The following is a 24,630-nucleotide window of genomic DNA, read 5'->3' on the forward strand; positions in this document are numbered from 1 at the left end:
TGTAGATATAATGCGCGGCCAAGACAAAACGGTGTAGTCCATCCTCTGCGCTGCTACAGCTCCGCTCCCGTGAAGCGCGGTGCGCATGATCACCCCACACCCATAAGACAAAGCAACAGCACGAGCCTTGATGAGTAGGAGAGAACCAGTGGAACGCGAATACATGGAATTCGACGTGGTCATCGTCGGCGCCGGCCCGGCGGGGCTGTCCGCCGCCTGCCGCCTGAAGCAGAAGGCCGCCGAAGCCGGTAGCGAGATCAGCGTCTGCGTGGTCGAAAAAGGCTCCGAAGTCGGTGCGCACATCCTCTCCGGTGCGGTGTTCGAGCCGCGCGCACTGAACGAACTGTTCCCTGACTGGAAGGCACTCGGCGCGCCGCTGAACACCGAGGTCAAGCGCGACGATATCTATGTGCTGAAGGATGCAGGCAGCTCGACCAAGGTCCCCGACCTGTTCGTGCCCAAGACCATGCACAACCACGGCAACTACATCATCTCCCTGGGCAACTTGTGCCGCTGGCTGGCCCAGCAGGCCGAAAACCTGGGCGTTGAAATCTACCCAGGCTTCGCTGCCCAGGAAGCGCTGTTCGATGAAAACGGCGTGGTGCGCGGTATCGTCACCGGCGACCTGGGTGTCGACCGCGAAGGCAACCCGAAAGACGGCCTGTACACCCCTGGCATGGAACTGCGTGCCAAATACACCCTGTTCGCCGAAGGTTGCCGCGGCCATATCGGCAAGCAGCTGATCAAGCGCTTCAACCTCGACAGCGAGTCCGACGTCCAGCACTACGGCATCGGCCTCAAGGAAATCTGGGAAATCGACCCAAGCAAGCACGAGCAGGGCCTGGTGGTGCACACCGCAGGCTGGCCGTTGGATGTAGTGAGCACCGAAAACACCGGTGGTTCGTTCCTGTATCACCTGGAAAACAATCAGGTGGTGGTAGGCCTGATCGTCGACTTGTCCTACAGCAACGCCTACCTGTCGCCGTTCGATGAGTTCCAGCGCCTGAAGCACCACCCGGTGATCAGCCAGTACCTTGAAGGCGGCAAGCGCATCAGCTACGGCGCCCGCGCCTTGGCCAAAGGCGGCATCAACTCACTGCCGAAGATGGTCTTCAACGGCGGTGCGCTGATCGGTTGCGATTTGGGCACCATGAACGTGGCCAAGATCAAGGGCAGCCACACGGCGATGAAGTCCGGCATGCTTGCCGCTGAAGCCGTTGCCGACGCCTTGATCGCCGGTAGCGAGGGCGGCGACCAGCTCAATGGCTACGTCACCGCGTTCAAGGCCAGCTGGCTCCACGAAGAATTGTTCGCCAGCCGTAACTTTGGCCCAGCCATGCACAAGTTCGGCCCACTGCTCGGTGCGGCATTCAACTATGTCGACCAGAACTGGTTCGGCGGCAAGCTGCCATTCACCCTGCATGACACCAAGCCCGACTACGCCTGCCTCAAGCTCGCGGCCGACTCGAAAAAGATCGACTACCCGAAACCGGACGGCAAGCTCAGCTTCGACAAGCTCAGCTCGGTATTCCTCTCCAGCACCAACCATGAAGAGGAACAACCCTGCCACCTGAAGCTGACCGACCCGAACATCCCGATCGCCAGCAACCTGCCGCTGTACGACGAGCCGGCCCAGCGTTACTGCCCTGCCGGCGTGTACGAAGTGGTCAGCCAGGATGACGGCAGCAAGCGCTTCCAGATCAACGCGCAAAACTGCGTGCACTGCAAGACCTGCGACATCAAGGACCCCGCCCAGAACATCACCTGGGTAACCCCTGAAGGCGCCGGCGGGCCGAACTACCCGAACATGTAAGGCCCCCTGCCCTTGCGGCACTAAAAAGCCCCCGCCTCGTCAGAGCCGGGGGCTTTTTGCTGCCTACCTGCATCAGGCAGTGCGTACTTCTTCGAACAGTTCCGGGTGGCGATCCAGCAGTTTGAACAGTTTGACCAACGCCACGGGTGGCCTGGTTTTACCGTTTTCGTAACGGGAGAACGCATTGACGCCACCCCCGAAGATCTCCCCTGCTTCACGCTGGTCGAGATCGAATTTCTTGCGCACTGAGACGATGAAGCCCGGGTCGACCGCCGCAGCGTTGACCTGGCGATTGAACGCCGACATCAGGTCACTGATGCGCTGAGCTTCATTAACCTTCCAGGTTAAATTTGGCTAATAGGTTATTCCAATAGCTCCCACCCGGAAGTCTGCCTCACCACCTGCCCGCCGCTAGTGGCTCATTTGTCACCGCACATGATTGGCATAGGCTCCGCCGCAAACACCAAAGGCTCGCGACGCCCGAAGTACAGGGCAGTGAGCAGCCCCACCATGCCCATGATCAGACAAAACCCGACACACACCCATGGGCTCCACGGCATCAAGGCGATCAGCGCCAGCGGCGTGGTGCTGGCCCACAGGGCATAGGCGACGTTATAGGTGAAGGAAATGCCCGACACTCGGATCTGCGCCGGGAACAGCCCGACCATCACCGACGGCACCACGCCCACCACGCCACAGCACAGCCCTGCCACGGCATAAGCCAGCCAGGTTGCGCCCCACTGGCCCACCAGGCTTGCATACAACACACCGATGCCCAGCGGCAGCAGCAGGCTGTAGATCATCAGCGCTCGCCAGGCACCCAGGCGATCGACCAGTAGGCCGGCCAGCACACAACCGATATTAAGAAAGACAATGCCCGCACTGCTGAGGGCAAAGGTGTGCCCGGCAGTCATGCCAAATCGCTGTTGCATCACCGTCGGTGTGATCACCACCAGCACCACCACCGCCGACGTCAGCACACAGGTCAGCAGCGCCGCTGGGATCAGCGCCCGGCGATGCTCGCCCAGCACGCGCCGCAGCGGAAACGCCACCGGCTGCTCCTGGCGCTCGCGCAGGGCCAGGAACACGGGCGTTTCGCTGAGCCACCGGCGCAGCCACACGCCTATCACGCCAAACACCCCACCCAGCAGGAAGGGGTAGCGCCAGGCATGGTCGAGAATTTCTTCGGGGGTAAACACCTGCGCCAGCAGCGTGGCCGTCAGTGCGCCCAGCAAGTAACCGAAGGTAAGCCCAGCCTGCAAGAAGCCCAGGGCATAGCCCCGTCGCCCAGGTGGCGCATGCTCGGCAACGAACGTCCAGGCACTGGGCACTTCGCCGCCGACGGCCGCCCCCTGCAGAATGCGCAGCGCCAGCAGAATCAACGGCGCGGCGTAGCCGATGTCGGCGTACGTCGGCATCACACCGATCAGCAGGCACGGCAGGGCCATCATCAGGATGCTCAGGCTGAACACCCGCTTGCGCCCCAGATGATCGGCGAAATGCGCCATCAGGATGCCGCCCAGTGGCCGCGCCAGGTAACCGGTGACGAAGATCCCGAAGCTTTGCAGCAGGCGCAGCCATTCAGGCATTTCTGGCGGGAAAAATAGCTTGCTGAGGGTCAGGGCGAAGAACACGAAGATGATGAAATCGTAGATTTCCAGCGCGCCACCCAGTGCCGCCAGGCCCAAGGTCCGGTGGTCGCCACGGCTGAATCGTGGCGGGCGAGCGGTATCGATGGCAGTCATGGCAGAGTCCGCAGATCGGCAAAGGGCAAGAGGATAGCAAATAGCTGCCCCCTTGCCCCGCCCACATCGGCGCTAGCGGCTGAAGACCGTGTGCGCGAAGTTCGCCCGCGGGCGCGGGTGCAGCGCGCTGGCGGGCACGGCAGCTGGCAGGGGCAGCTTGCCGACCAAAAGCGGCGCATCGATGATCGCCATGAACGATTCCAGTGCCTCGTTATCGGGCGCTTGCGGCAGGCTCACGCTCACGGATTGGCGCTCGGTTTGCGGCACCGAAGGCACTTGCAACTGCTGGGAGTGGTAAAGCAGGGCGTGCTGGATTTGCGTACTGACCCGGCAGAAGCGTGCCAGATCGACGCCGACGTGGCTGGCCAGTTCGATGTTGCCAAGCAACAGATGAAAAGGCTGCAAGGCAGATTGCACCAGGCGTTGCAGCTCCTCGAAGCTGTCCACGGGCGCAATCCGGTAATAGCCCAGGCCATTGAGCAACTTTTCCAGCTGCAAGCGCTGGCTGGGGTGCTCGTCGGCGATGAGGATGCGCAGGGTCTTGTTTGCCATTTTCGGACCTGGGCAGTTAGGTAAAAAGGGACACTCCCTGACCATACTGCGCCAGTAACGGCAAGCGCCAAAGCTTTGCCTGGCTGGGGTCTACCTTGATAGTTGTCGGGAAACCCGCATAAATCAAGTCGATGCTTGACGGAATTTTCATTCCTCTTTCACCAGACTTTCAGGATTCCCACTCGCGCATGCGCACACGGCAGTGCTTCATGGCATTGACGATGTGCTTTTCCACCACGCTGCGGGACACCCCCAGGTGCTCGGCAATCTGCTGATGCGACAGGCCATCGAGCTTGCGCAACAGGAAGCAGTCGCGGCAGACCTTGCCCAGTTCATCCAGGGCGCGCTGCATCAGCGCCAGGCGCTGATCGAGCTGCATGTCATGGGTGGGCGCAGGGCTGTGCCAACGCTCGTCGCTGTCGAGCACCTCCAGTGGCTCGGCCTGGCGAACCTGATGCCGTCGGTGACGGTCGACCACCAGGTTGAGCGCGGTACGGTACAGAAAGGCACGCGGGTGCTCGATCCGTTCCGCATCGGTACGCTCCAGCACCCGCAGATAAGCATCGTGCGCAACGTCTTCGGCCGCCTGACGGCTGCCCAGGCGCGCGGAAAGGAAGCCCACCAGTTCGCGATAGTAATGTTCCACGACGTTACCTGAGAGGGCCCTGCTGCTTTTTCTGAAAGCCTTTTCCCAAAGCTGTGCAGGACCGAAGTGATGTCAACGTGCGATCTTACAAATTATAATTATTCTCAGCAACACGACATCCTCCTGCCCTGTACGCTAAATCCCTCCCGCTAGCCTTCGTCTATCTGGGACCTCAGTGCGCGCCGCTTTTGCGCTGCGCGTGGCCTTCACCCCTGGCTGGAAGTCTGCATGCGACGTTTACCCCACACCCGCCGTCGGCTACTGCTCGGTGCCTTGGCCCTGCTGAGCCTGGGCAGTTTGCTGGCCTGGAAGACCCTGCCTTTTGGCGCGCAGCCGATCAGCACAGTCGCCGTCACCCGCGCCGATATCGAAAGCAGCGTGACGGCCCTGGGCACCCTGCAGCCGCGGCGCTACGTCGACGTGGGCGCACAAGCTTCCGGGCAGATCCACAAGCTGCACGTTGAAGCCGGTGACCAGGTACGCAAAGGCCAACTGCTGGTAGAGATCGACCCGTCCACCCAGCAAGCCAGGCTCGATGCCGGGCGTTACTCGATCGACAACCTCAAGGCGCAACTGGCCGAGCAACGTGCACAGTTTCAACTGGCCCAACAGCAGCTCAAACGCCAGCGTGACCTGGCGGCCGCCGGTGCGACCCGTGACGAAGACGTGCAGACGGCCGATGCCCAGCTCAAGGTGACTCAGGCCCGCATCGACATGTTCCAGGCGCAGATTCGTCAGGCCCAGGCCAACCTGCGCAGCGACGAGGCGGAACTGGGCTACACGCGCATTTATGCCCCCATGGACGGCACCGTGGTAGCGGTCGATGCCCGGGAAGGCCAGACCCTCAATGCCCAACAGCAGACCCCTCTGATCCTGCGCATCGCCAGGCTTTCGCCAATGACCGTCTGGGCCCAGGTGTCGGAAGCCGACATCGGCAAGGTCAAGCCCGGCATGACCGCCTACTTCACCACTTTGGCCGGCGGCAAGCGCCGCTGGACCAGCACGGTCCGGCAGATCCTGCCGATCCCGCCCAAACCGCTGGACCAGAGCAGCCGGGGCGGCGGCAGCCCGACCAGCGCCACCAATGGCACCACCGGCAGCCAGGTGGTGCAGTACACCGTGCTGCTGGATGTCGACAACCCGGATGGCGCCCTGATGGCCGAGATGACCACGCAGGTGTTCTTTGTCGCCGGCCAGGCCAGCCAAGTGCTGACCGTGCCGCTTGCCGCACTGGACGACAACAATGGCTTGCGCCTCGCCCGGGTACTCAACAGCAAAGGCGAAGTGGAACAGCGCCGGGTCCAAACCGGCCTGAGCGACCGACTGCGGGTGCAGGTACTTGACGGCCTCAGCGAAGGCGAGCGCCTGGTGATCGGCGCCCCAAGCATCAGCGGAGGTTGAATGACTACGCCCCTGATCGAACTGATCGACATCCGTAAATCCTACGGCGGCGTCGATACCCCCAAGGTCGACATCCTCCAGGGCATCAGCCTGAGCATCCACCCCGGCGAGTTCGTCGCCATCGTCGGCGCCTCCGGCTCCGGCAAATCGACGCTGATGAACATCCTCGGCTGCCTCGACCGGCCAACCGCTGGCAGCTACCATTTTGCGGGCAAGGACGTGGCCGAGCTGGACAGCGACGAACTGGCCTGGTTACGCCGTGAAGCCTTTGGCTTCGTCTTCCAGGGCTACCACCTGATCCCTTCGGGCTCGGCCCAGGAGAACGTCGAGATGCCGGCCATCTACGCCGGTATCGCCGCCAGCGAGCGGCACGCGCGCGCCACCGCCCTGCTTACCCGCCTGGGCCTGGCCAGCCGCACGGGCAACCGCCCGCACCAGTTGTCCGGCGGCCAGCAACAACGCGTATCGATTGCCCGGGCACTGATGAACGGTGGCCACATCATCCTCGCCGACGAACCCACCGGCGCGCTCGACAGCCACAGCGGCACCGAAGTCATGGCGCTGCTCGACGAACTGGCCAGCCAGGGCCATGTGATCATCCTGATCACCCACGACCGCGACGTGGCGGCGCGGGCGCAGCGGGTCATTGAAATCCGCGATGGCCTGATCATCAGCGATTCGGCCTCCGAGCAGCCACCGCCCCCCACACGTCAAGGGCTGCAGGCCGACGACCTGCGCCAGCGCCTGGGCCGCGGTGCCACCCTGCGCGGGGCCTGGAAAGGTGAACTGATCGACGCCCTGCAGGCCGCCTGGCGAGTGATGTGGGTCAACCGTTTTCGCACCGCCCTGACCCTGCTCGGCATCATCATCGGGGTAGCCTCAGTGGTGGTCATGCTCGCCGTCGGCGAAGGCAGCAAGCGCCAGGTCATGGCGCAAATGGCGGCGTTTGGCTCGAGCGTGCTCTACCTCAATGGCAAGCCGGCAACCCTGGGTGAGCAGGCCGGCACCATCACCCTCGACGACGTCGCGGCCATCGGCGAACTGCCCCAAGTCAAGCATGTCATGCCGGTGATCGGCGACAAGCTGATGGTGCGCCACGGCAACAACAGCCAACGGTTTTATGTCGGCGGCAACAACATCTGGTTCCCGGAGATCTTCAACTGGCCGGCGGTCGAGGGCACCTTCTACACCGAGGCCGACGAAGCCAGTGCCGCGCCTGTCGCGGTGATCGGCCAGAAGGTGCGGGAAAAGATGCTGGACCCTGCGCGCGACCCGCTGGGGCAGTACATCCTGATCGGCAATGTACCGTTCCAGGTCGTCGGCGTTCTCGCCGGTAAAGGCGCCAGTTCCGGCGACCAAGACAGCGACGGGCGCATCGCGGTGCCCTACTCCGCCGCGGCTATCCGCCTGTTCGGCCAGCGCGACCCAGACTACATCGCCGTCGCCGCCTACGACTCTACCCTGGTCAACGAAGCCGAAGTGGCGATTGATCATTTGCTGCGCCAACGCCACCAGGGCCGACAGGATTTCGAGCTGACAAACGCTGCGGCGATGATCCAGGCCGAAGCACGCACGCAGAATAGCCTGTCGCTGATGCTGGGGGCGATTGCCGCGATTTCATTGTTGGTGGGCGGCATCGGGGTGATGAACATCATGCTCATGACCGTGCGCGAGCGTACTCGTGAGATTGGCATCCGCATGGCCACCGGCGCCCGCCAGCGCGACATCCTGCGGCAGTTTCTCAGTGAGGCCGTGATGCTTTCGATGGTCGGCGGCGTGGCTGGCATCGTCCTGGCCCTGGCCATCGGCGGTGGCCTGATGCTGGCCGAGGTTGCCGTAGCCTTCGCCCTGCCTGCCATATTCGGCGCGTTCGCCTGCGCTGTCGTCACCGGCATCGTGTTCGGCTTCATGCCGGCCCGCAAAGCCGCCCGACTCGACCCGGTCAAAGCCCTTACCAGCGAATAATCCATGACCTTGCCAAGCCGAATCAGCCTATTGACCTTGTGCCTGAGCCTTGCCGCCTGCAACACGCCGCCCACGCCTGACAGCGGGATTGCCGCGCCGCACGCCTGGCAAGGCGAGGCCGCACCGTCATCCACCCAGCTGCCGTCAGCACAGTGGTGGCACGCGTTTGCCAGCAGCGAGCTGGACCGCCTGGTCGAGCGTGCCCGGCTCAACGCCTATGACCTCGCGGCCGCCACGGCGCGTGTGCGGCAGGCCCAGGCCCAGGCCGTCATCGCTGGCGCGCCATTGCTGCCCGAACTGAACCTGGGCCTGGATGGCAGCCGTCAGCGGCTGTTGAAGGGTGAAGGCAACGACCAACTGGACGTCAGCAGCAGCGAACGCACCAGCACCGCGTTCGACCTGAAACTCAGCGCCAGCTACGAAATCGACTTCTGGGGTGGCCTGCGCGCAGCACGGGCCAGTGCCTTGCGCAGCCTCGATGCCAGCCGCTTCGACCGGCAGACGGTCGAGCTGACCTTGGTCAGCGCCGTGGCCGACAGCTACCTGCAAGGCCTGGCCCTGGAAGCGCAACTGAACATCGCCCGGCTCAACCTGCGCAATGCACGTGACGTGCTGGGCCTGGTCGAAGCCCGCCAGCGCACCGGCTCGGCCACACGCCTGGAGCTGGCCCAGCAGCGCAGCCTGGTGGCCGCCCAGGAGCGGCAAGTGCCGTTGCTCGAACAGCAGTGGCGAGACAGCCGGGTCACCTTGGCGACGCTGCTCGGCGACCCGGTCCAAGCTCTGCCGGCCAGCCGTGAAGCGTTCGATGCGCTGCAGTGGCCGTCCATTGGCAGCGGCGTCCCCAGCGAACTGCTGGCCCGTCGCCCCGACATCGCCGCCGCCGAAGCGCGGCTGGCAGCGGCCAGCGCCAACGTACAGGTGGCCAGGGCAGCGATGCTGCCCAAGTTGACCCTAGGGGCCAACCTGGGCAGTGGCGCCAATACCTTTGCTCATGTGCTCGACAGCTCTTTTTATACCCTCAGCGCCGGGCTGGTCGCGCCGATCTTCAACAACGGCCGGCTGCGCGCTTCTCGCGACCTGGCCGAGGCCCAGCAAGCTGAGTTGTTGGAGACGTACCGGGGCAGCATCCTGGCCGGTTTCGCCGATGTCGAGAAAGCGCTCAATGCGATTCACGGCGTGGACCGCCAACGCCGGTGGCAGGACGAGGAGGTACAGGAGGCGCGCCTGGCTTTCGAGCTGGCCCAGCAGCGCTATGGCGCGGGCGCCGAGACCCTGCTCAGCGTGCTTGAAACCCAGCGCACCCTGTACCTGGCTCAGGATCAGCAGGCGCAGCTGCGCTTGGCACGGCTGCAAGGGAGTGTGGCGCTGTACAAAGCGTTGGGGGGTGGGTGGAAGGTTGAGCGGTAGTGTAGGGCGATGGATTTGCTGCGGGTTTTAGATCGAGCGCCGCGCGGGCGGCGCTCGATCTAAAACCCACCGAAAATCCCTCGCCCTACACCCCGATCCCCCCCCCTCAAAGCGACCGCTGCGCCACCTTCAGATTGCGCGCATACCAAGGCCGCTGGGGCACCTTCGGTCGCAACTTGCCGAACAGGTCTTCATCGCTGTAGATGATGCGCAAAGCCAGCTTCATCGTCTCCGGGTCCATCTCGACGCTGCGCCCCGGTCGCAAGCCCGGCACCGTCGAGCAACCATGGGTGTCAGGCCCTAGCCAAGGGTCCGCCACGTCGACCCAGCGCCCTGGCGCAAACCAAGGCACGCCGTTGATTTCCAGGCGCCGCACCTCGCCGGGGTGAACCCGCTCATGGGCGCGGAACCAGTCCTCGATGCGGTCATCGATCCAGCCATGAAAGTGCCAGAACACCGGGTTCACATGGGATGAAAACGGGTCACCCAGGAAGTCGTTTTCGGCCGCAAACCAACGCGCTGCAAAGTCGTCAGGCGTGCGCGCCGTCGGCACCGGCATGCCGTTGGCCGGGTCACGCGGCACCGAGGCCCAGCGCATGTGCAGCCAGTCATGCAGGCCCAGCTCCACCTCCGAACCGAATTGGCCCAGGGTCAGCGTGCTCAGGTAGTCCGGGTCGCTGTAACGCGACTCCCAGACCTGGAAGTTGCCATGGTAGGTATCCGGTTTCTTGATGTCGCGCACCCACTGGGTGTATTCCGCATCACCACTCGCCAACCAGGTGGGTGGCAAGGCGTTGCCGTCATGGTTGTCCCAATAGCGGGCGAACCCGGCACGGTCGCGCTCAAGCTCCGGTTGTGGCTGCGGAAACCGCGTCCATGAAGGCAGGTCCTGCAAGGCGCGGGCACTGCCAAGCATGTGCCGGTGCATGAAAAAGAAATCCTCACCCGAACCATTGCGGTCCTTGTGCCGGCCGCGCGCGTCACGCTCCCGATCACGCGGCCCCGGCTGCCAGCCCAAGCCGCGCAGGGCTGCTTGCTTGTCTTTGTCCAGCTTGTGCCATTTGTCACGCGAGGAATGCCACAACTGGTGGAACAGTCGGTGCTCCGGGGTGATCAGCCAGGCCAGCAGTTGCGGGCTTAACGGCGTGCGCTCGCGCGCCTCGGGGAAGGTGTGTTTCAGCGCCAGAAAGTGGTTGTCTTGCACCGGCAACGACAACGCTCGGTCCAATGGCGCAATGCGCCCGTTGAGGGTCGCAGGCCCGGCGTTGCCGAAGCGGCCCCAGACCTCGTCGATGACGATATGGCATTCGTAGCGGGCCTGCACCTCACCTGGCCAGTTCGAGAACAAGCGCCAGCGTAAAGTGCCCGGTTTGTCTGCCAGCAGGTCGCCCACCACACGGTAGCGCGGTTGTTCGTCACTGCGTAGGCGCTCGGGGGTGTCCAGGTAGCCGCGCAACGCCCGCCCACTGGGCGCAACATCCAGGAACAGCTCCAGCTCACCTTCAGGCAACCCTTGCAGGCCAGCGTCCTTGCCATGCAGGGTCCAGCGCCAGATCCCGCGCAAGGTGTCACCCAACTGCTGCAGGTGCGTATCAGCCAATTCGACGACCGCCTCACCGGGGGTTTCCGGAAACGCCTCGGCGGCCCCCTGGCGCTGTACATACAACGCACCGGGCACCACCACGCCCGTCAATGCCACACCGGCGATGAACCCGCGTCGAGAAATCGTCATTGCAACTACCTGTGCATTTATTGCGGCCGTGGAGCACAGCCCGTCCAAGGCTAGAACGTTGTACACACCTCGAAATTTAACGGCACCGACGCAGTGCCGCCGCCACGGCTGGGTAAATTTCCACAGGGTGGGCTCGTTCAATGCAGGTAGCGGCGGCCTCTATGCCCATCCCTCGACGGTGAACCTACTGAGACCAAGATGACGACTCCACGCTGGAAAAAAGCCCTGTTTATCAGCCTGGCCGCGGCCGTGACCGCAGGTGCTGGGTTTGCCGCCTGGCACTATTTCACTACACCGGCTGGCTACTCCAGAGAGGTGGTGCGCCAGGCCAACGACCTGCAGGAACGCATCATCTCGTTCGACAGCCATGTCACCCTGCCGCTGACTTTCGGCACTGAAGGCAGCGAGGCCGACAAGGATGGCAATGGCCGCTTCGACCTGGCCAAGGCCGCCCGCGGGCGGCTGTCTGGCGCCGCGCTGACGATCTTCGCCTGGCCCGAATCGTGGACCGGCGACGATGGCCCGCACCGGCCGACCGCAGGCTTCGTCGAAGCCGCACGCCACACCCAGGACGTGCGCTACAACGCCATCGACGCCATGGTCCGCGACTTCCCCGAACAGGTCGGTATCGCCTACACCCCGCAAGACATGCGACGCCTGCACGGCGAAGGCAAGTTCGCGGTGTTCCTCAGCATGCTCAATGCCTATGCCCTGGGCGACGATATCGACCAGCTCGACCGCTGGGCCGCCCGCGGCGTGCGCATGTTCGGCTTCAGCTACGTGGGCAACAACAGCTGGGCCGACTCTTCGCGCCCGTTGCCGTTCTTCAATGACACCGCCGATGCTTTGGACGGCCTTTCGCCGGTCGGCAAACGCGCCGTACAGCGGCTTAACGACCTGGGTGTGATCATCGATGTGTCGCAGATGTCGAGCAAGGCACTGACCCAGGCGGTCAGCCTCAGCCGCGCGCCGGTGGTGGCGTCGCACTCTGCGCCACGCGCCATGGTCGACATTGCCCGCAACCTGTCCGACAAGGAAATGCAACTGATCAAGGACAGCGGCGGCGTGATTCAACTGGTGGCCTTCTCCACCTACCTCAAGCCACTGAGCGCGAAAACCCAGGACAAACTCAACGCCCTGCGCGCCCGCTACGACTTGCCGCCGCTGGCCAACCTCAACTACGCGCTGATGCCGGGTGACCCGGTCATCGCCGGCTGGCCGGAGCAGAAGGTGGGCCAGTACGCCAACGCGCTGTACGGCATCCTCGACGAAGAGCCACCGGCCACGCTCAAGGACTTCGGCGACGCCATCGACTACACGGTGCGCAAGGTCGGCATCGACCATGTGGGGCTGAGCTCGGACTTCAATGAAGGCGGCGGCATCGACGGTTGGCACGACGCAAGCGAAGCGCGCAACGTCACCGCCGAACTGATCACCCGCGGCTACTCCGAGGCCGATATCGCCAAGCTCTGGGGCGGCAACTTCCTGCGGGTGTGGGAGCAGGTGCAGCACGCCGCGCAACCCGCCACCACTTCGTCCCGATAACCCTGCGAGCGCCTTCATGAACGACCGCCGTACCTTCCTCAGGCAAGCAGGCTTGCTGGCCGCGGCCCTGCCCTTGGCCAGCCAGTTGCTGCCGGGCGCTCAGGCCGCGCCATTGCCACCCGCTGGCAGCGACGCCTGGGCCGCCTTTCGCGGCCTGTTCGACCTGGACCCCGCCTACGCGCACTTCGCCAACTTCCTGATCACGTCACACCCAAAGCCGGTGCGCGAGGCCATCGAGGCCCTGCGGGCGAGCTTCGACCGCCACCCGGCGCGCAGGGTTGACTGGGACAGCCAGGCGGAGTGGAAGCACGAGGCCGCAGTGCGTGAATGGGCCGGTCGCTACCTTGAGGTAAACCCCCGACAGATCGCCCTGACCGGCAGTACCACGGAAGGCCTGGGCCTGATATATGGCGGCCTGAAGCTTGCACCTGGGCAGGAAATTCTTACCACCGTGCACGAGCATTCGGCGGCGCGCCAGACGATGAGTTTCCGCACTGCACGCGATGGCACGCCGGTGCGCCGCTTGCGCCTGTTCGAGAACCCGTCACAGGTCAGCACCGACCAGGTACTCGGCACCCTGGCTGCGGCCATCAGCGCCAAGACGCGGGTACTGGGCATGACCTGGGTCCATTCCGGCAGTGGTGTGAAGCTGCCGGTGGGCGAGATTGGCGCACTGGTGCGCGAGGTCAATCGCCAGCGCGACGAGAAGGACCACATTATTTACGTGATCGACGGGGTACATGGCTTTGGCGTCGAGGACATGCGCTTTGCCGACCTGAACTGCGACTACTTCATCGCCGGCACCCACAAGTGGATGTTCGGGCCACGTGGCACCGGGATCATCTGCGCGGCCTCCACCGAGCTCAAGCAGCTGAACCCGACCATTGCCACGTTTTCCGAGAATGAAGACTTCGCCACCGTCATGACTCCAGGAGGCTACCACGCCTTTGAGCACCGCTGGGCGCTGGGCAAGGCATTCGAACTGCACCTGCAGCAGGGCAAGGCGAACATCCAGGCGCGTATTCATGAGCTCAATGACTACCTCAAGCAGCGTCTTGAGGCGGTTGAAGCGGTCGAACTGGTGACGCCGCGCAGTGCCCAGTACTCGGCTGGGTTTACCTTTTTCAGGGTCAAGGGCCAGGATGCGGATGACGTGGCCGGGTATCTCAACAGCCAGCGCATTGTCGTCGATGCCGTGTCGCGTGATGCTGGGCCGGTGGTGCGTACCGCGCCTGGGCTGCTGAACACCGAGGCCCAGATCGACCGCTTGGTCGATGTGCTGGGGCGGCGGGTGAGTTGATCTTGAAGCATGCGGGGGGGGGGCGCTTCGCACCCCTTTCGCGACGCAAGGCCGCTCCCACAAGTTGGTTGGCTCCCCAGGGTGGGACGCTTTACCAGTGGGAGCGGCCTTGCGTCGCGAAAGGGGCGCGAAGCGGCCCCAGTGATTCCAACGTTAACTCACCCCCCAACCTTCTTCAGCCAGCCCCCCACATCCTGATAAATCTCCCCCACCTGCCCCACGATCCCGGACATGCGCAAGAAGTCATGGGTCAGCCCCTCGACCCGGGCAAACGTCACCTCGGTCCCACCCGCCACCAGCCAGTCTCGGTAGGCAAGCCCTTCGTCATGCAACGGATCGTACTCGGCCACGAACAGGTACGCCGGCGCCAATGGCTCACGCACCGTCGACAGCAAGGGCGACACACGCCAGTCCAGACGCTGCTCCGGCTGCGGCGTATAGTGCTGGTAGAACCACTCCAGGGTAGGCGTTTCCAGCAGGTACCCCTCGGCATGCTCGCGGTGAGAGTCGCGCTGGCAGGAAATGTCTGTCACCGGGTAGAACAGCAACTGCGCCAGCGGCTTGAACGCCAGCGCTTCGGGCTGCTCGACGGCCGTGATGGCCAGCACGGCGGCCAGGCTGGCACCGACGCTGTCCCCGGCCACCACCACCCGGCGGTTGTCCAAGCCCAACGCCCCAGCCTGCTCGGCCAGCCAGTTGGCGGCATCCAGCACATCATGCAGCGCCACCGGAAACTGCTGCTCCGGCGCCAATCGGTAGTCCGGCGCCAGCACCGCAAACTCACCCATGGCTGCCAGGCGGCGGCACACCGAATCATGCGAGTCGAGGCTGCCCACCACATAGCCACCACCGTGCAGGTAGAAGATCACCGGCTGCAAGGCATCGCCTGCGTCACCCGTGCGGTACAGACGCGCTGGCAGGCTGGCGCCATCGCGCGCCGGGACCTGCAGCTCGCTCACCGCCACGCTGCCGGGCGGGCTTGGGTCGAGCACCTGCGAACTGCCCTCGAACTCGGCCCGGGCCTGAGCCACGTCCATCGCGTGCATGGGCAGGCTTCTGCCCGTCAACCGGCCAAATTCGACCAGTTCCAGAAATCCCGCCAGATCAGGGTGCAATGCCATGTCGGATCCTTGCTTGAACAATATGACTGCTGTCCCTACGGGACGTAGAAGGCGCACCGAAAATTAGCCGTAAGCGCCGCTAAATCGATGGCGGACACACTCGTTATCCCTGCACAACGAAATCCCGTCAGAGGCTAACCGTGGACCTTCAGAGCATCCTCAGCAAACTGTTCGCCAACGCCCATGCCGTCGGCATCGAAGGCGTGTTCCAGTTCGTCTTCGGCCAGGACCGGGCCTTCTGGTCGGAAGTGCGCGACACCAGCCGCACCGGCGCAGGCCGGCACAGCACCCCGGATGTCACCATCGAAGTGGCCGAGCGCGACTTCCTCGGCATCATGGGCGGCACGGCCAACGTCGAGGAGCTGTTCGCCAGCGCACGCCTGAAGATCACCGGCAACATGGGCCTGGCCACCTTGCTGCCGCAAATCATCAACAACGCCCGCAAAGGCGCCGCAGCAACCAAAGTGGCGATGAACCAACGCTACCCAACGCCGCCACGCCTCAGCGAGCGGGTCTCGGCCGCGCTGCCGGCGCAGCGCGAGGTGCAGCGCATTGCCCGGGCAGACATGCCCCTGCAACGGTTTCAAAGCGACTACCTGGCGCACGGCATACCGGTGGTGCTCAGCGATGCCCTGCAGGACTGGCCGCTGTTCACCATGGGCCGCGAAGCGTCACTTGAGCATTTCGCCGAGCTGCAAGGCATTACCCGGCACGGTGACTACGTCAAGAAAACCTTCTCCACCGACCGCGACTTCCGTTCGACCTCCATGGCCGATTTCATCGCCTCGCTGGACACCCCGGCCAAGCCTGGCGAAACGCCGGCCTACATGGGCAACAACATCGTCCCGGAGAAACTCCTGACGCTGATCCGCTTTCCGGACTACTTCGAGCGCCAGCGCTTCATCTCGCCACGCATCTGGATCGGCCCCAAGGGCACCCTGACGCCCCTGCACCGCGACGACACTGACAACCTGTTCGCCCAGGTGTGGGGGCAGAAGTCGTTCATCCTGGCTGCGCCCCACCACCGTGCGGCGCTGGGCACCTGGTCGACCAGCCCCAAGGGCGGCCTGGACGGCTGCGATTTCAACCCCGACGCACCGGACTACCAGCGCTTCCCAGCAGCGCGTGACGTGCCGTTCCTGCGCGTGGTGCTGCAGGCCGGTGACCTGTTGTTCCTGCCTGAAGGGTGGTTCCACCAGGTGCAGTCTGTGTCCACGTCGTTGTCGGTGAACTTCTGGGTGAATTCCGGGCGCGGCTGGTAGCCGCACCTGCGGGGTTAATTTGCAGTGGCGTCGGCTCGTTCCTAGAGAAACCGCTTGCAAGAGGACTCCCGCATGGCCAACCCCACCCGCCTGTCCCAGGCGCTGCAGCAAGGCTTGCGCCGGCTAGTCAAGGGCCGCTCGCCGAGCACCAGCGCCTACCGTGTGTTCGACCTGGTGCTGGCCCGACGCATCAGCCTCAGCCCGTCGCTGACGCGCCTGGTCTTCACTGGCCCCGATGTTGCGCAAATGTGCACCTTGGCCCCTGACCAGCGCGTGAAGCTGTTCTTCCCGGCCCCCGATGGCTCGCTGCCGAGCCTGCCGAACGAGCTGCACTGGAAGGCCGCGCACAGCGCCCTGCCGCCAGCCCAACGCCCGCCGATGCGTACCTACACCATTCGAGACTTGCGCCGGGAAGCCCTGGAGGTCGATGTCGATTTCGTGTTGCACGGCGTCAACGGGCCTGCCTCGGCCTGGGCCACCCACGCCCAGGTGGGCGATGGCCTGCAAATGGTTGCCCCCAATCTGGCCTATGCCGGTGACCCGGGCGGTTATGAATGGAAGCCGCCCCAAGGCGTACGTAAGGTCTTGCTGGTAGGCGATGAAACGGCGCTACCGGCCATCGCCGGCATACTTGAACAATTGGTCAACCTGCAGCCCGAGCTCGCGGTGCAAGCCTTTATCGAGGTGCCCTTGGAGGCCGACTGCCTGGCGCTGCGCCACAGCGCCGCCGCCCACGTGCACTGGCTGCCCCGCGAGCTGCTGCATTGCGAGCATGGCCAGGCCATGCAGCATGCCGTGCGCGAGCTGGCCGACCTGCCCAATGGCAGCGCCGCACCCCAGCTGAAACTGGAAGAGGTGGACATCGACACGCGCATCTTGTGGGAACAGGCCAGCACACGCCACAGCGCATTCCATGCCTGGGTGGCGGGCGAGTCGGCGACGGTGATGGATATTCGCCGGTACTTGATCAAGGAACGCGGATTGCCGCGAGACAGCCTGACGCTGATGGGGTATTGGCGGGCTGGGCGCACTTTCGACTGATGCAGTAATGCCGGGGGGCGCTGTGCGCCCCCGGTAATGATCAGACAGCTGCCCTGAGGGCTTCGGCAAACCGCTGCGCCACGTCGTCGATCTGCTCGCCACTGATGATCAACGGCGGCAGGAAGCGCACCACCGCGCCATGGCGCCCACCCAGCTCCAGGATCAGGCCACGCTTGAGGCACTCACGCTGCACCTTCGGCGCAAGCTCACGGTTGGCCACAGGGTGACCTAGGGCATCACGCTGGCCCTGCGGGTCGACCAGCTCCACCCCAAGCATCAGCCCACGCCCACGGATATCACCCAGTTGTGGGTAATCCCGCTGCAGGTGAAGCAAATGCTGGCGCAGGCGCTGGCCCATGGCCTCGGCATGCTCGGCCAGGCGATGTTCGACCAGGTAATTAATCACTGCGGAACCTGCGGCCATAGCCATCTGGTTACCACGGAAGGTACCGGCATGGGCGCCCGGCTTCCAGGTGTCCAGCCAGTCGCGGTACACCACCACTGCCAGCGGCAGGCTGCCGCCGATTGCCTTGGACAAGGTCACCACGTCCGGCACGATTCCGGCATGTTCGAAGGCGAACATCCGCCCGGTGCGGGCGAAGCCGCTCTGGATCTCGTCGACGATCAGCGCCACCCCGGCTTGCTCGGTGATCCGCCGCACGCCCTTGAGCCACTCGATATCGGCCGGGATCACCCCGCCCTCGCCCTGCACCACTTCAAGAATCACTGCAGCCGGCAGCGGCACACCGCTTTCTGGGTCGAGCAGCAGGTTTTCCAGGTAATGCAGGTTAGCCTTCACCCCCGCTTCGCCACCCAGGCCGAACGGGCAACGGTAGTCGTACGGGTACGGCATGAACTGCACACCGTTGCCCAACAAGGCACCCAACGGCTGCTTGGGCCCGTGGCTGCCCATCAGGCTCAGCGCACCTTGGCTCATGCCATGGTAGGCACCTTGGAAGGCCAGCACGGTGCTGCGCCCCGTGGCGCCGCGCACCAGTTTCAGCGCCGCCTCAACGGCATCGGTCCCGGTCGGGCCGCAAAACTGCACCTTGGCTTCCCGGCGCAGCGCCTCGGGCAGCACGCCGAACAGGTCCTGAACAAAGCGGTCCTTGACCGGCGTGGTCAGGTCGAGGGTGTGCAGCGGCAGTTCGTCGGCCAGTACACGCTGGATCGCCTCGATCACCACCGGGTGGTTATGGCCCAGGGCCAAGGTGCCGGCACCGGCCAGGCAGTCGATGAACTGACGGCCTTCGACATCTTCGACATGGATGCCACGGGCGCGCTTGAGCGCCAGCGGGATGCGCCGCGGGTAGCTGCGGGCGTTGGATTCCTGTTGCTGCTGGCGTTGCAGCAAGGGCGAATCGGTGAACGCGTACAGGGGTTGCGGCGCACTGGCCGGCAAGACCTGGGCAAGGCTGGAAGCGGTCGACATGGGTAGATCCTCGCAAGCAAGCGAAATTGCCCCGCCACGCCCCTGTAAGCAGATGTGTGCGGGTAGTTGTCGCTTGGAGAACGCTTCAGCGCAAGGAGGATTTAGCGGTTGTTGTGGGATTTTTACAGCCTGGGCCGGCCAATAGACCGGCCCAGATCAACGTCCCGAACGCGCTGGTACCTGCAACAGCACCCGCAAGCCATCGCTACGGCTGTCGAAACGCAGGCTGCCGGCACAGCGTTGCACGATTGCCTGGACGATCGCCAAGCCCAACCCACACCCGCCACTCTGGCCGTTGCGCCAGAAACGCTCGGTCAGGTGCTGCAGGTCTGCCTCGGCAATGCCCGGCCCGTGGTCGCGCACCATGAACCCCACCTGGCCGTCAGTCATCTGCACCTCCAGCTCCACCGCGCTTTCGCCACCATGGCGCAGGGCGTTGTCCAGCAGGTTGCGCAAGGCCGCAACTGCCAGCGGCGCGGGCATGCCCAGGTAGATTTGCGTGGCCTCCTCGGGCAGGCGCAATACGATGCGACGGTTATCGCCACCGCCGGCATCCTGCACCGCCTGCCGGGCGACCTGCTCGGCACTGCACTGCACGCCATCCTCGAACGACAGGCTGCCTTCCACACGCGCCAGCATCAGCAGTTGCTCAAGCGTGCGGTGCATGCGGTCGGTACCTTGCTCGGCATGCTCCAATGCCTGTTCACGCACCGCGCCGTCGGTCATCCGCGCCACCTGCAGGTGAGTCTTGATCGCCGTCAGCGGGCTGCGCAGCTCGTGGGCGGCGTCATCGGTCAGGCGCCGTTCGCGCTCGATGGTCTGGGCGATCCGCAGGAACAACTGGTTCTGCGTGTCCAACAGCGGCTGCAGCTCGCTGGGCAGGCCCGCCACCTGCAGGGGCTCGACGCTGTCGGCGCGCCTTCGACGCAAGGCGTCGCGCATCCGGTTGAGCGGCTCCAGGCCCTTGCCCAAGCCGATCCACAACAGGCCGAGGCTGCCGAGCAAAGCCATCAGCACCGGCGCCGAGGCGGCCAGCAGGATCGACTGGTTGAGGGCCTCGCGCTCCATGTGGCGGTCGGCGGTGGTGATGCGCACATCGCCGTGGTTGTAGGTGAACGTACGCCACAACGCGCCGTCGATGGTCTGGTCACGGAAGCCGCTGCGCTGGTCATCCATGGCGCCATCATGCTTGTGGTTGCTGGCCAGGATCTCGCCGCGCAGCGAGCTTACCTGGCACGCCATGCCATCCGGCACGCTGAACTGGTCGGCGGAAAAGTGCGCGTCCTCGCCCTTCGCCGCCAGCGGCTGCGGCAACTGGTCGATCAACCCGGCCACCATGCGTGCCGAGGCCACTAGACGCTGGTCGAGGGAGAACATCATCTGCTGGCGCAGGTCGCGCAGCATCCACGCGGCAGCCAGTACCCAGATAATCACGAAGGCGCTGCCCAGGATCAGGCTCAGGCGTACCCGCAGGCTCATGAAGCAGCCTCTTCCGGTGCTTGCGCCGGGCCGAGCCGGTAGCCCAGGCCGCGCACGGTCTCGACGATACCGTTGCCAAGTTTGCGGCGCAGGTGGTGGATATGCACGTTGAGGGCGTTGCTTTCGACCTCATCGCTGAAGCCGTACACGCAGTCCTTCAACTGCTCGCTGGACAGCACCCGCCCAGGGTTCTGCAGCAATGCCTGGAGCAGCGCCTGCTCACGACGGGACAGATCGACCGGCTGCCCGGCCAGAAAGGCTTCGCAGCTGCTAGGGTCATAACGCAGCGGCCCATGCTCGATGACATTCACCGCGCGCCCGGCCACCCGGCGCAGCAGGGTGTGCAGGCGCGCTGCCAGCTCGCGCAGGTCGAACGGCTTGAGCAGGTAGTCGTCGGCACCGGCTTGCAAGCCATCGACCCGGTCGGTGACCGCATCGCGGGCGGTGAGCACCAGCACAGGCAGAGTCTCGCCCTGCTGACGCAAGCGCCGCAACAGCTTGAGGCCATCCTCGTCGGGCAGGCCGAGGTCGAGGATCATCACATCGAACTGCGCGGCCTGGAGCATCGCCCGCGCACCTGCGGCATTGGCTACCCGGTCCACGGTCAGGCCCTGGGCGGTGAGGCCGGCGCAGATGCCGCTGGCGATCAGGTCATCGTCCTCGCAGAGCAGAACGTGCATGGTGGGGGCTCCGGGGTAAGTGAGGCAGATACTGCACCACGGGTGGATTAAGTGGGGATTATGGACCTTGAGCGTGCGTTTAGGGGGGATGTAGGACCGGGTTAACCTTGGGTTAATCGACCCAGGCCAGCATGGCCCACTTCATCGTATAGCCAAGGCGAAGACATGCGCGCCCTCTTTCTGTTCCTGGCCCTTCTGCTGGCCGGCCCCCTGCAAGCCAACCCGTTCGAGGTCAAATCCGACTTCCTGCCGGTCGACCAGGCCTTTGTCCTGAGCCACGACCGCCAACCCGACGGCCAGATGCGCCTGTTCTTCCAGATCAAGCAAGGCTACTACCTGTACCAGAAGCGCCTGAAGTTCGACGGCCTGAGCCCCGAGCAGCAGCCACAGCTGCCCCCCGCGCTCAACCACCATGACGAATTTTTCGGCGACAGCGCGGTGTACCGCGACCAGCTCGAACTGCTGATTCCGGCCAGTGCGCAAGGCCAACTGCGCCTGGGCTGGCAAGGCTGTGCCGACGCCGGCCTGTGCTACCCACCGCAGACCACCGCCATCGACTTGGGTGGTAGCGTGGCCCCCGCCGCCGATCAGGCCAGCGACCAGGCCCTGGCCAGCAACCTGCAACAGGGCAACCTGGCTTGGGGCCTGCTGGCCTTCTTCGGCCTCGGTTTGCTGCTGGCCTTTACCCCTTGCTCGCTGCCGATGCTGCCGATCCTTGCCGGGCTGGTGCTGGGCAATGGCGCCAGTGCCCGGCGCGGCTGGCTGCTGGCCGGGGTCTACGTGCTGAGCATGGCGTTGGTGTACGCCGCCCTGGGGGTAGTGGCCGCGCTGCTCGGCGCCAGCCTGCAGGCCTGGTTGCAGCAACCCTGGCTGCTGGGCAGCCTGGCGGTACTGTTCGTGTTGCTGGCGCTGCCGATGTTCGGCGCCTTCGAGCTGCAGTTGCCCGCTGCCCTGCGCGATCGCCTCGACCGCGCCGGCCAAGGCACCCGCGGCGGCAACCTTTACGGCGCGGCGTTGCTCGGGGCGCTTTCTGGCTTGCTGCTCGGCCCGTGCATGACCGCACCGCTGGCCGGCGCGCTGTTGTATATCGCCCAGAGCGGCGACGTGCTGCAGGGTGCGCTGGTGCTGTTCAGCCTGGGCCTGGGCATGGGCGTGCCGCTGCTGTTGCTGGTGACCCTGGGCAATCGCTACCTGCCACGCCCCGGCGCATGGATGAATCGGGTCAAGGGCGTGTTCGGCTTCGTGTTCCTGGCCATGGCCTTGTACACCGTGCGCAGCCTGCTGCCAGAAAGCCTGCTGCTGGCCCTGAGCGGCGCCTGGGTGATCGCCTTGGCCTGGGCCGCCTGGCCGGCCCTGCAACGGTTGCCGGCACTGCGCGCGGTGCCGTTGCTGGGCGCGCTCTGGGGTGCCCTGTTGCTGGTCGGCGCGGCCGCCGGGGGGGATGACCTCTGGCAACCCCTGCGCCCGTTCGCCGGGGGTGCCGCGCCTGCGGCCGGGCAGCACGCCGAGGATGCCTTTGTCACCGTCAACCGCCCCGAGGACCTGCAACGCGAACTGGAGGCCGCCAAAGCCCGTGGCCAGTGGGTGATGGTCGACTACTATGCCGACTGGTGCGTGTCGTGCAAGGTCATGGAAAAAAACGTCTTCACCCGCGCCGACGTGCAAGCCAGCCTGGCCGGCGTGCACCTGCTGCGCCTGGACGTGACCGCCGACACCCCGGCGAGCAAGGCATTGTTGCAACGCTACCAGGTACCCGGCCCGCCCAGCATCATCTGGGTCGGCCCGGAAGGCGACGAACGCCGCGCACGGCGCATCACCGGTGAAGTGGATGCCGCCGCGTTCCTGCAACACTGGACCCAGACCAGGAGCCAAGGCTGATGCTGACCGTAACCCTCGGGCCACTGACCATGGCCCTGAACCACCTGCTGATACTCACCGCCTTGGTGATCGCCAGCGTGGTCGGCTGGTGGGTCGCCCGACGCGGTGGCGAAAGCCCGGAGTCGGCCCTGTTCAACCTGTTTCTGATCGGTGTGCTGTGCGCGCGCCTGGGCTTCGTCGTGGCCTACTGGCCGATGTACCAGGATGACCTGGTGCAGGTCATCGACATTCGCGACGGCGGCTTCCTGTTCTGGTCTGGCCTTGCCGGCATCGTGCTGGCCGCGCTCTGGCAAGGCTGGCGTCAACCAGGCCTGCGCCGCCCGCTGGGCTGGGCATTGTTCAGCGGCGCGTTGTTCTGGGGCCTGAGCAGCCTGGGCAGCCACCTGTACAGCAAAGGCACCGAGCTGCCTGAGCTGAGCCTGCGCAACGCCGGCGGGCAGACCGTGGCGTTGCACAGTTACCGCGGCAAGCCACTGGTCATCAACATCTGGGCCACCTGGTGCCCGCCGTGCCGCCGTGAGATGCCGGTGCTGCAACAGGCCCAGGGCGACTATCCCCACGTGACTTTCTTGTTCGTCAACCAAGGTGAAACACCCGAGAACGTCAGCACCTTCCTCGCCACCACTGGCTTGAGCCTGACCCACGTGCTGTTCGACGGCGCCGGGCAACTGGCCCAGCGCGTCGGCTCGATGGCCCTGCCCACCACGCTGTTCTACGACAGTGATGGGCGGCTGATCGGCAGCCACCTTGGCGAGCTGTCCCGGGCCAGCCTGCGCCATGCCCTGGAACCTTTCGACCGGGCCATCGCGCCCACCCCTGCCGCACAAGGAAACTGACATGCGATTGACTGCACTACTGCCCCTGTCCCTGGCCCTGCTGGCCGCCCCGCCCTTGCACGCCGAAGACGCGCTGCCCAAGGCGATCCAGCAACTACAAGCCAAGGGCGCCGTGATCAAGGGCAGCTTCGACGCCCCCGACGGCCTGCGCGGCTACGCCGCCGAATACCAGAACAACGGCATCGCCCTGTACTTGACGCCTGATGGCAAGCATGTGCTGGTCGGCAGCTTGTTCGACGAACAAGGCCAAGACCTCAGCGCCGCACCGCTGGACAAGCTGGTGTATGGGCCGATGAGCAAGGAAATCTGGGCGAAGATGGAGAAAACCGCCTGGATCGCCGACGGCAAGGCCGACGCCCCGCGCAAGGTGTACCTGTTCAGCGACCCCAACTGCCCGTACTGCAACATGTTCTGGGAACAGGCGCGGCCGTGGGTCGAGTCGGGCAAGGTGCAGCTGCGCCACATCATGGTTGGCATCATTCGCGAGGACAGCCCCGCCAAGTCGGCGGCATTGCTGGCGGCCAAAGACCCGGCCAAAGCATTGGCAGAGCACGAGAAGGCCGGCAAGGCCAGTACGCTCAAGCCGCTGGAGAAGGTGCCAGAGGCCGTGCAGCAGAAGCTGGCGGCGAACATGGCGTTGATGGAAGAAATGGGGCTGCAGGCAACCCCGGCGATTTTCTATCAGGATGAGCAGGGCAACTTGCAGAGCCAGCAAGGGGCGCCGCGGCCGGAGCTGCTGGGGAAGATTTTGGGTAAACGCTAGCGCATGTCTTGAATTTTGCAATGGAGCAGAAA

General features: G+C 64.8%; 19 protein-coding genes and 1 pseudogene. 11 read left to right on the forward strand and 9 right to left on the reverse strand.

Annotated features, from left to right (window positions below; all coding sequences use genetic code 11):
• Nucleotides 1–130: 130 nt before the first annotated feature.
• A complete protein-coding gene (locus MFF34_RS19835; protein WP_283236626.1) occupies nt 131–1,813 on the forward strand; it encodes an electron transfer flavoprotein-ubiquinone oxidoreductase in 1,683 nt (560 codons plus the stop codon).
• A gap of 72 nt (nt 1,814–1,885) precedes the next feature.
• On the opposite strand, the pseudogene MFF34_RS19840 reads toward MFF34_RS19835, so the two are convergent.
• From MFF34_RS19840 to MFF34_RS19855, 4 genes and pseudogenes are all read right to left on the reverse strand, one after another.
• Nucleotides 1,886–2,146 (reverse strand): annotated as a pseudogene (locus MFF34_RS19840) (type II TA system antitoxin MqsA family protein); the annotation flags it as partial.
• A gap of 86 nt (nt 2,147–2,232) precedes the next feature.
• The gene (locus MFF34_RS19845) at nt 2,233–3,558 is read right to left on the reverse strand and encodes an MFS transporter (protein WP_238215992.1); all 1,326 of its coding nucleotides are present in this window, start codon (nt 3,556–3,558) and stop codon (nt 2,233–2,235) included.
• Nucleotides 3,559–3,630: 72 nt separating this feature from the next.
• Nucleotides 3,631–4,110, reverse strand: a complete 480-nt coding sequence (locus MFF34_RS19850; protein ID WP_238215994.1) for a histidine kinase — start codon at nt 4,108–4,110, stop codon at nt 3,631–3,633.
• Between the two features lie 169 nt (nt 4,111–4,279).
• Nucleotides 4,280–4,756 (reverse strand): sigma-70 family RNA polymerase sigma factor, encoded by a 477-nt coding sequence (locus MFF34_RS19855; RefSeq protein WP_027592893.1) that lies wholly within the window; start codon nt 4,754–4,756, stop codon nt 4,280–4,282.
• Between the two features lie 228 nt (nt 4,757–4,984).
• On the opposite strand from MFF34_RS19855, the gene MFF34_RS19860 reads away from it, so the two are divergent.
• The 3 genes from MFF34_RS19860 to MFF34_RS19870 are packed head-to-tail and all read left to right on the forward strand — an operon-like array spanning nt 4,985 to nt 9,529.
• A complete protein-coding gene (locus MFF34_RS19860) occupies nt 4,985–6,157 on the forward strand; it encodes an efflux RND transporter periplasmic adaptor subunit (protein WP_238215996.1) in 1,173 nt (390 codons plus the stop codon).
• On the forward strand, nt 6,158–8,122 hold the full coding sequence (locus MFF34_RS19865; protein WP_238215998.1) for a MacB family efflux pump subunit: 1,965 nt from the start codon (nt 6,158–6,160) through the stop codon (nt 8,120–8,122).
• 3 nt (nt 8,123–8,125) lie between these two features.
• A complete protein-coding gene (locus MFF34_RS19870; RefSeq protein ID WP_238216000.1) occupies nt 8,126–9,529 on the forward strand; it encodes an efflux transporter outer membrane subunit in 1,404 nt (467 codons plus the stop codon).
• 106 nt (nt 9,530–9,635) lie between these two features.
• Here MFF34_RS19870 and MFF34_RS19875 read toward each other — a convergent pair whose 3' ends face one another.
• Nucleotides 9,636–11,261 carry a PvdJ/PvdD/PvdP-like protein gene (locus MFF34_RS19875; protein ID WP_238216002.1) on the reverse strand — a complete coding sequence of 542 codons (1,626 nt, stop codon included), beginning with the start codon at nt 11,259–11,261 and terminating at the stop codon, nt 9,636–9,638.
• Between the two features lie 198 nt (nt 11,262–11,459).
• Between MFF34_RS19875 and pvdM the strand changes: the two genes are divergently transcribed.
• Nucleotides 11,460–12,806 carry a pyoverdine-tailoring dipeptidase-like protein PvdM gene (gene pvdM / locus MFF34_RS19880; RefSeq protein ID WP_085272556.1) on the forward strand — a complete coding sequence of 449 codons (1,347 nt, stop codon included), beginning with the start codon at nt 11,460–11,462 and terminating at the stop codon, nt 12,804–12,806.
• A gap of 16 nt (nt 12,807–12,822) precedes the next feature.
• Nucleotides 12,823–14,106, forward strand: coding sequence for an aminotransferase class V-fold PLP-dependent enzyme (locus MFF34_RS19885; protein ID WP_238216004.1), 1,284 nt, complete (start codon nt 12,823–12,825; stop codon nt 14,104–14,106).
• A 158-nt stretch (nt 14,107–14,264) separates the two neighbouring features.
• On the opposite strand, the gene MFF34_RS19890 is transcribed toward MFF34_RS19885, so the two are convergent.
• The gene (locus MFF34_RS19890; protein WP_238216006.1) at nt 14,265–15,227 is read right to left on the reverse strand and encodes an alpha/beta hydrolase; all 963 of its coding nucleotides are present in this window, start codon (nt 15,225–15,227) and stop codon (nt 14,265–14,267) included.
• Between the two features lie 140 nt (nt 15,228–15,367).
• Here MFF34_RS19890 and MFF34_RS19895 point away from each other — a divergent pair, with 140 nt between their 5' ends.
• Both MFF34_RS19895 and MFF34_RS19900 read left to right on the forward strand, forming a co-directional pair.
• The gene (locus MFF34_RS19895) at nt 15,368–16,489 is read left to right on the forward strand and encodes a cupin-like domain-containing protein (protein ID WP_238216008.1); all 1,122 of its coding nucleotides are present in this window, start codon (nt 15,368–15,370) and stop codon (nt 16,487–16,489) included.
• A 72-nt stretch (nt 16,490–16,561) separates the two neighbouring features.
• On the forward strand, nt 16,562–17,530 hold the full coding sequence (locus MFF34_RS19900) for a siderophore-interacting protein (RefSeq protein WP_238216010.1): 969 nt from the start codon (nt 16,562–16,564) through the stop codon (nt 17,528–17,530).
• A gap of 40 nt (nt 17,531–17,570) precedes the next feature.
• On the opposite strand, the gene MFF34_RS19905 is transcribed toward MFF34_RS19900, so the two are convergent.
• The 3 genes from MFF34_RS19905 to MFF34_RS19915 all read right to left on the reverse strand — a co-directional run bounded on the left by MFF34_RS19905 (nt 17,571) and on the right by MFF34_RS19915 (nt 21,121).
• Nucleotides 17,571–18,962: an aspartate aminotransferase family protein gene (locus tag MFF34_RS19905; protein ID WP_238216012.1), complete on the reverse strand. Its 1,392-nt coding sequence runs from the start codon at nt 18,960–18,962 to the stop codon at nt 17,571–17,573.
• Nucleotides 18,963–19,118: 156 nt separating this feature from the next.
• Nucleotides 19,119–20,441: an ATP-binding protein gene (locus MFF34_RS19910; protein ID WP_099454853.1), complete on the reverse strand. Its 1,323-nt coding sequence runs from the start codon at nt 20,439–20,441 to the stop codon at nt 19,119–19,121.
• On the reverse strand, nt 20,438–21,121 hold the full coding sequence (locus MFF34_RS19915; RefSeq protein WP_027592904.1) for a response regulator transcription factor: 684 nt from the start codon (nt 21,119–21,121) through the stop codon (nt 20,438–20,440). Before MFF34_RS19915 ends, MFF34_RS19910 begins: the two co-directional genes overlap by 4 nt.
• A 165-nt stretch (nt 21,122–21,286) precedes the next feature.
• Between MFF34_RS19915 and dsbD the strand changes: the two genes are divergently transcribed.
• From dsbD to dsbG, 3 genes are read left to right on the forward strand one after another with little or no spacing between them, the layout of a single operon-like run.
• The gene (dsbD, locus tag MFF34_RS19920; protein WP_238216014.1) at nt 21,287–22,999 is read left to right on the forward strand and encodes a protein-disulfide reductase DsbD; all 1,713 of its coding nucleotides are present in this window, start codon (nt 21,287–21,289) and stop codon (nt 22,997–22,999) included.
• Nucleotides 22,999–23,835 (forward strand): TlpA family protein disulfide reductase, encoded by an 837-nt coding sequence (locus tag MFF34_RS19925; RefSeq protein ID WP_238216016.1) that lies wholly within the window; start codon nt 22,999–23,001, stop codon nt 23,833–23,835. The genes dsbD and MFF34_RS19925 overlap by 1 nt, the downstream gene beginning before the upstream one ends.
• Nucleotide 23,836: 1 nt before the next feature.
• Entirely contained in the window at nt 23,837–24,598 is a 762-nt protein-coding gene (gene dsbG / locus MFF34_RS19930) for a thiol:disulfide interchange protein DsbG (RefSeq protein WP_099454857.1), read from the forward strand.
• Nucleotides 24,599–24,630: the final 32 nt, after the last annotated feature.

This window comes from Pseudomonas sp. PAGU 2196, assembly GCF_022179005.1.
GTDB classification, from domain to species: Bacteria; Pseudomonadota; Gammaproteobacteria; order Pseudomonadales; family Pseudomonadaceae; genus Aquipseudomonas; species Aquipseudomonas kermanshahensis.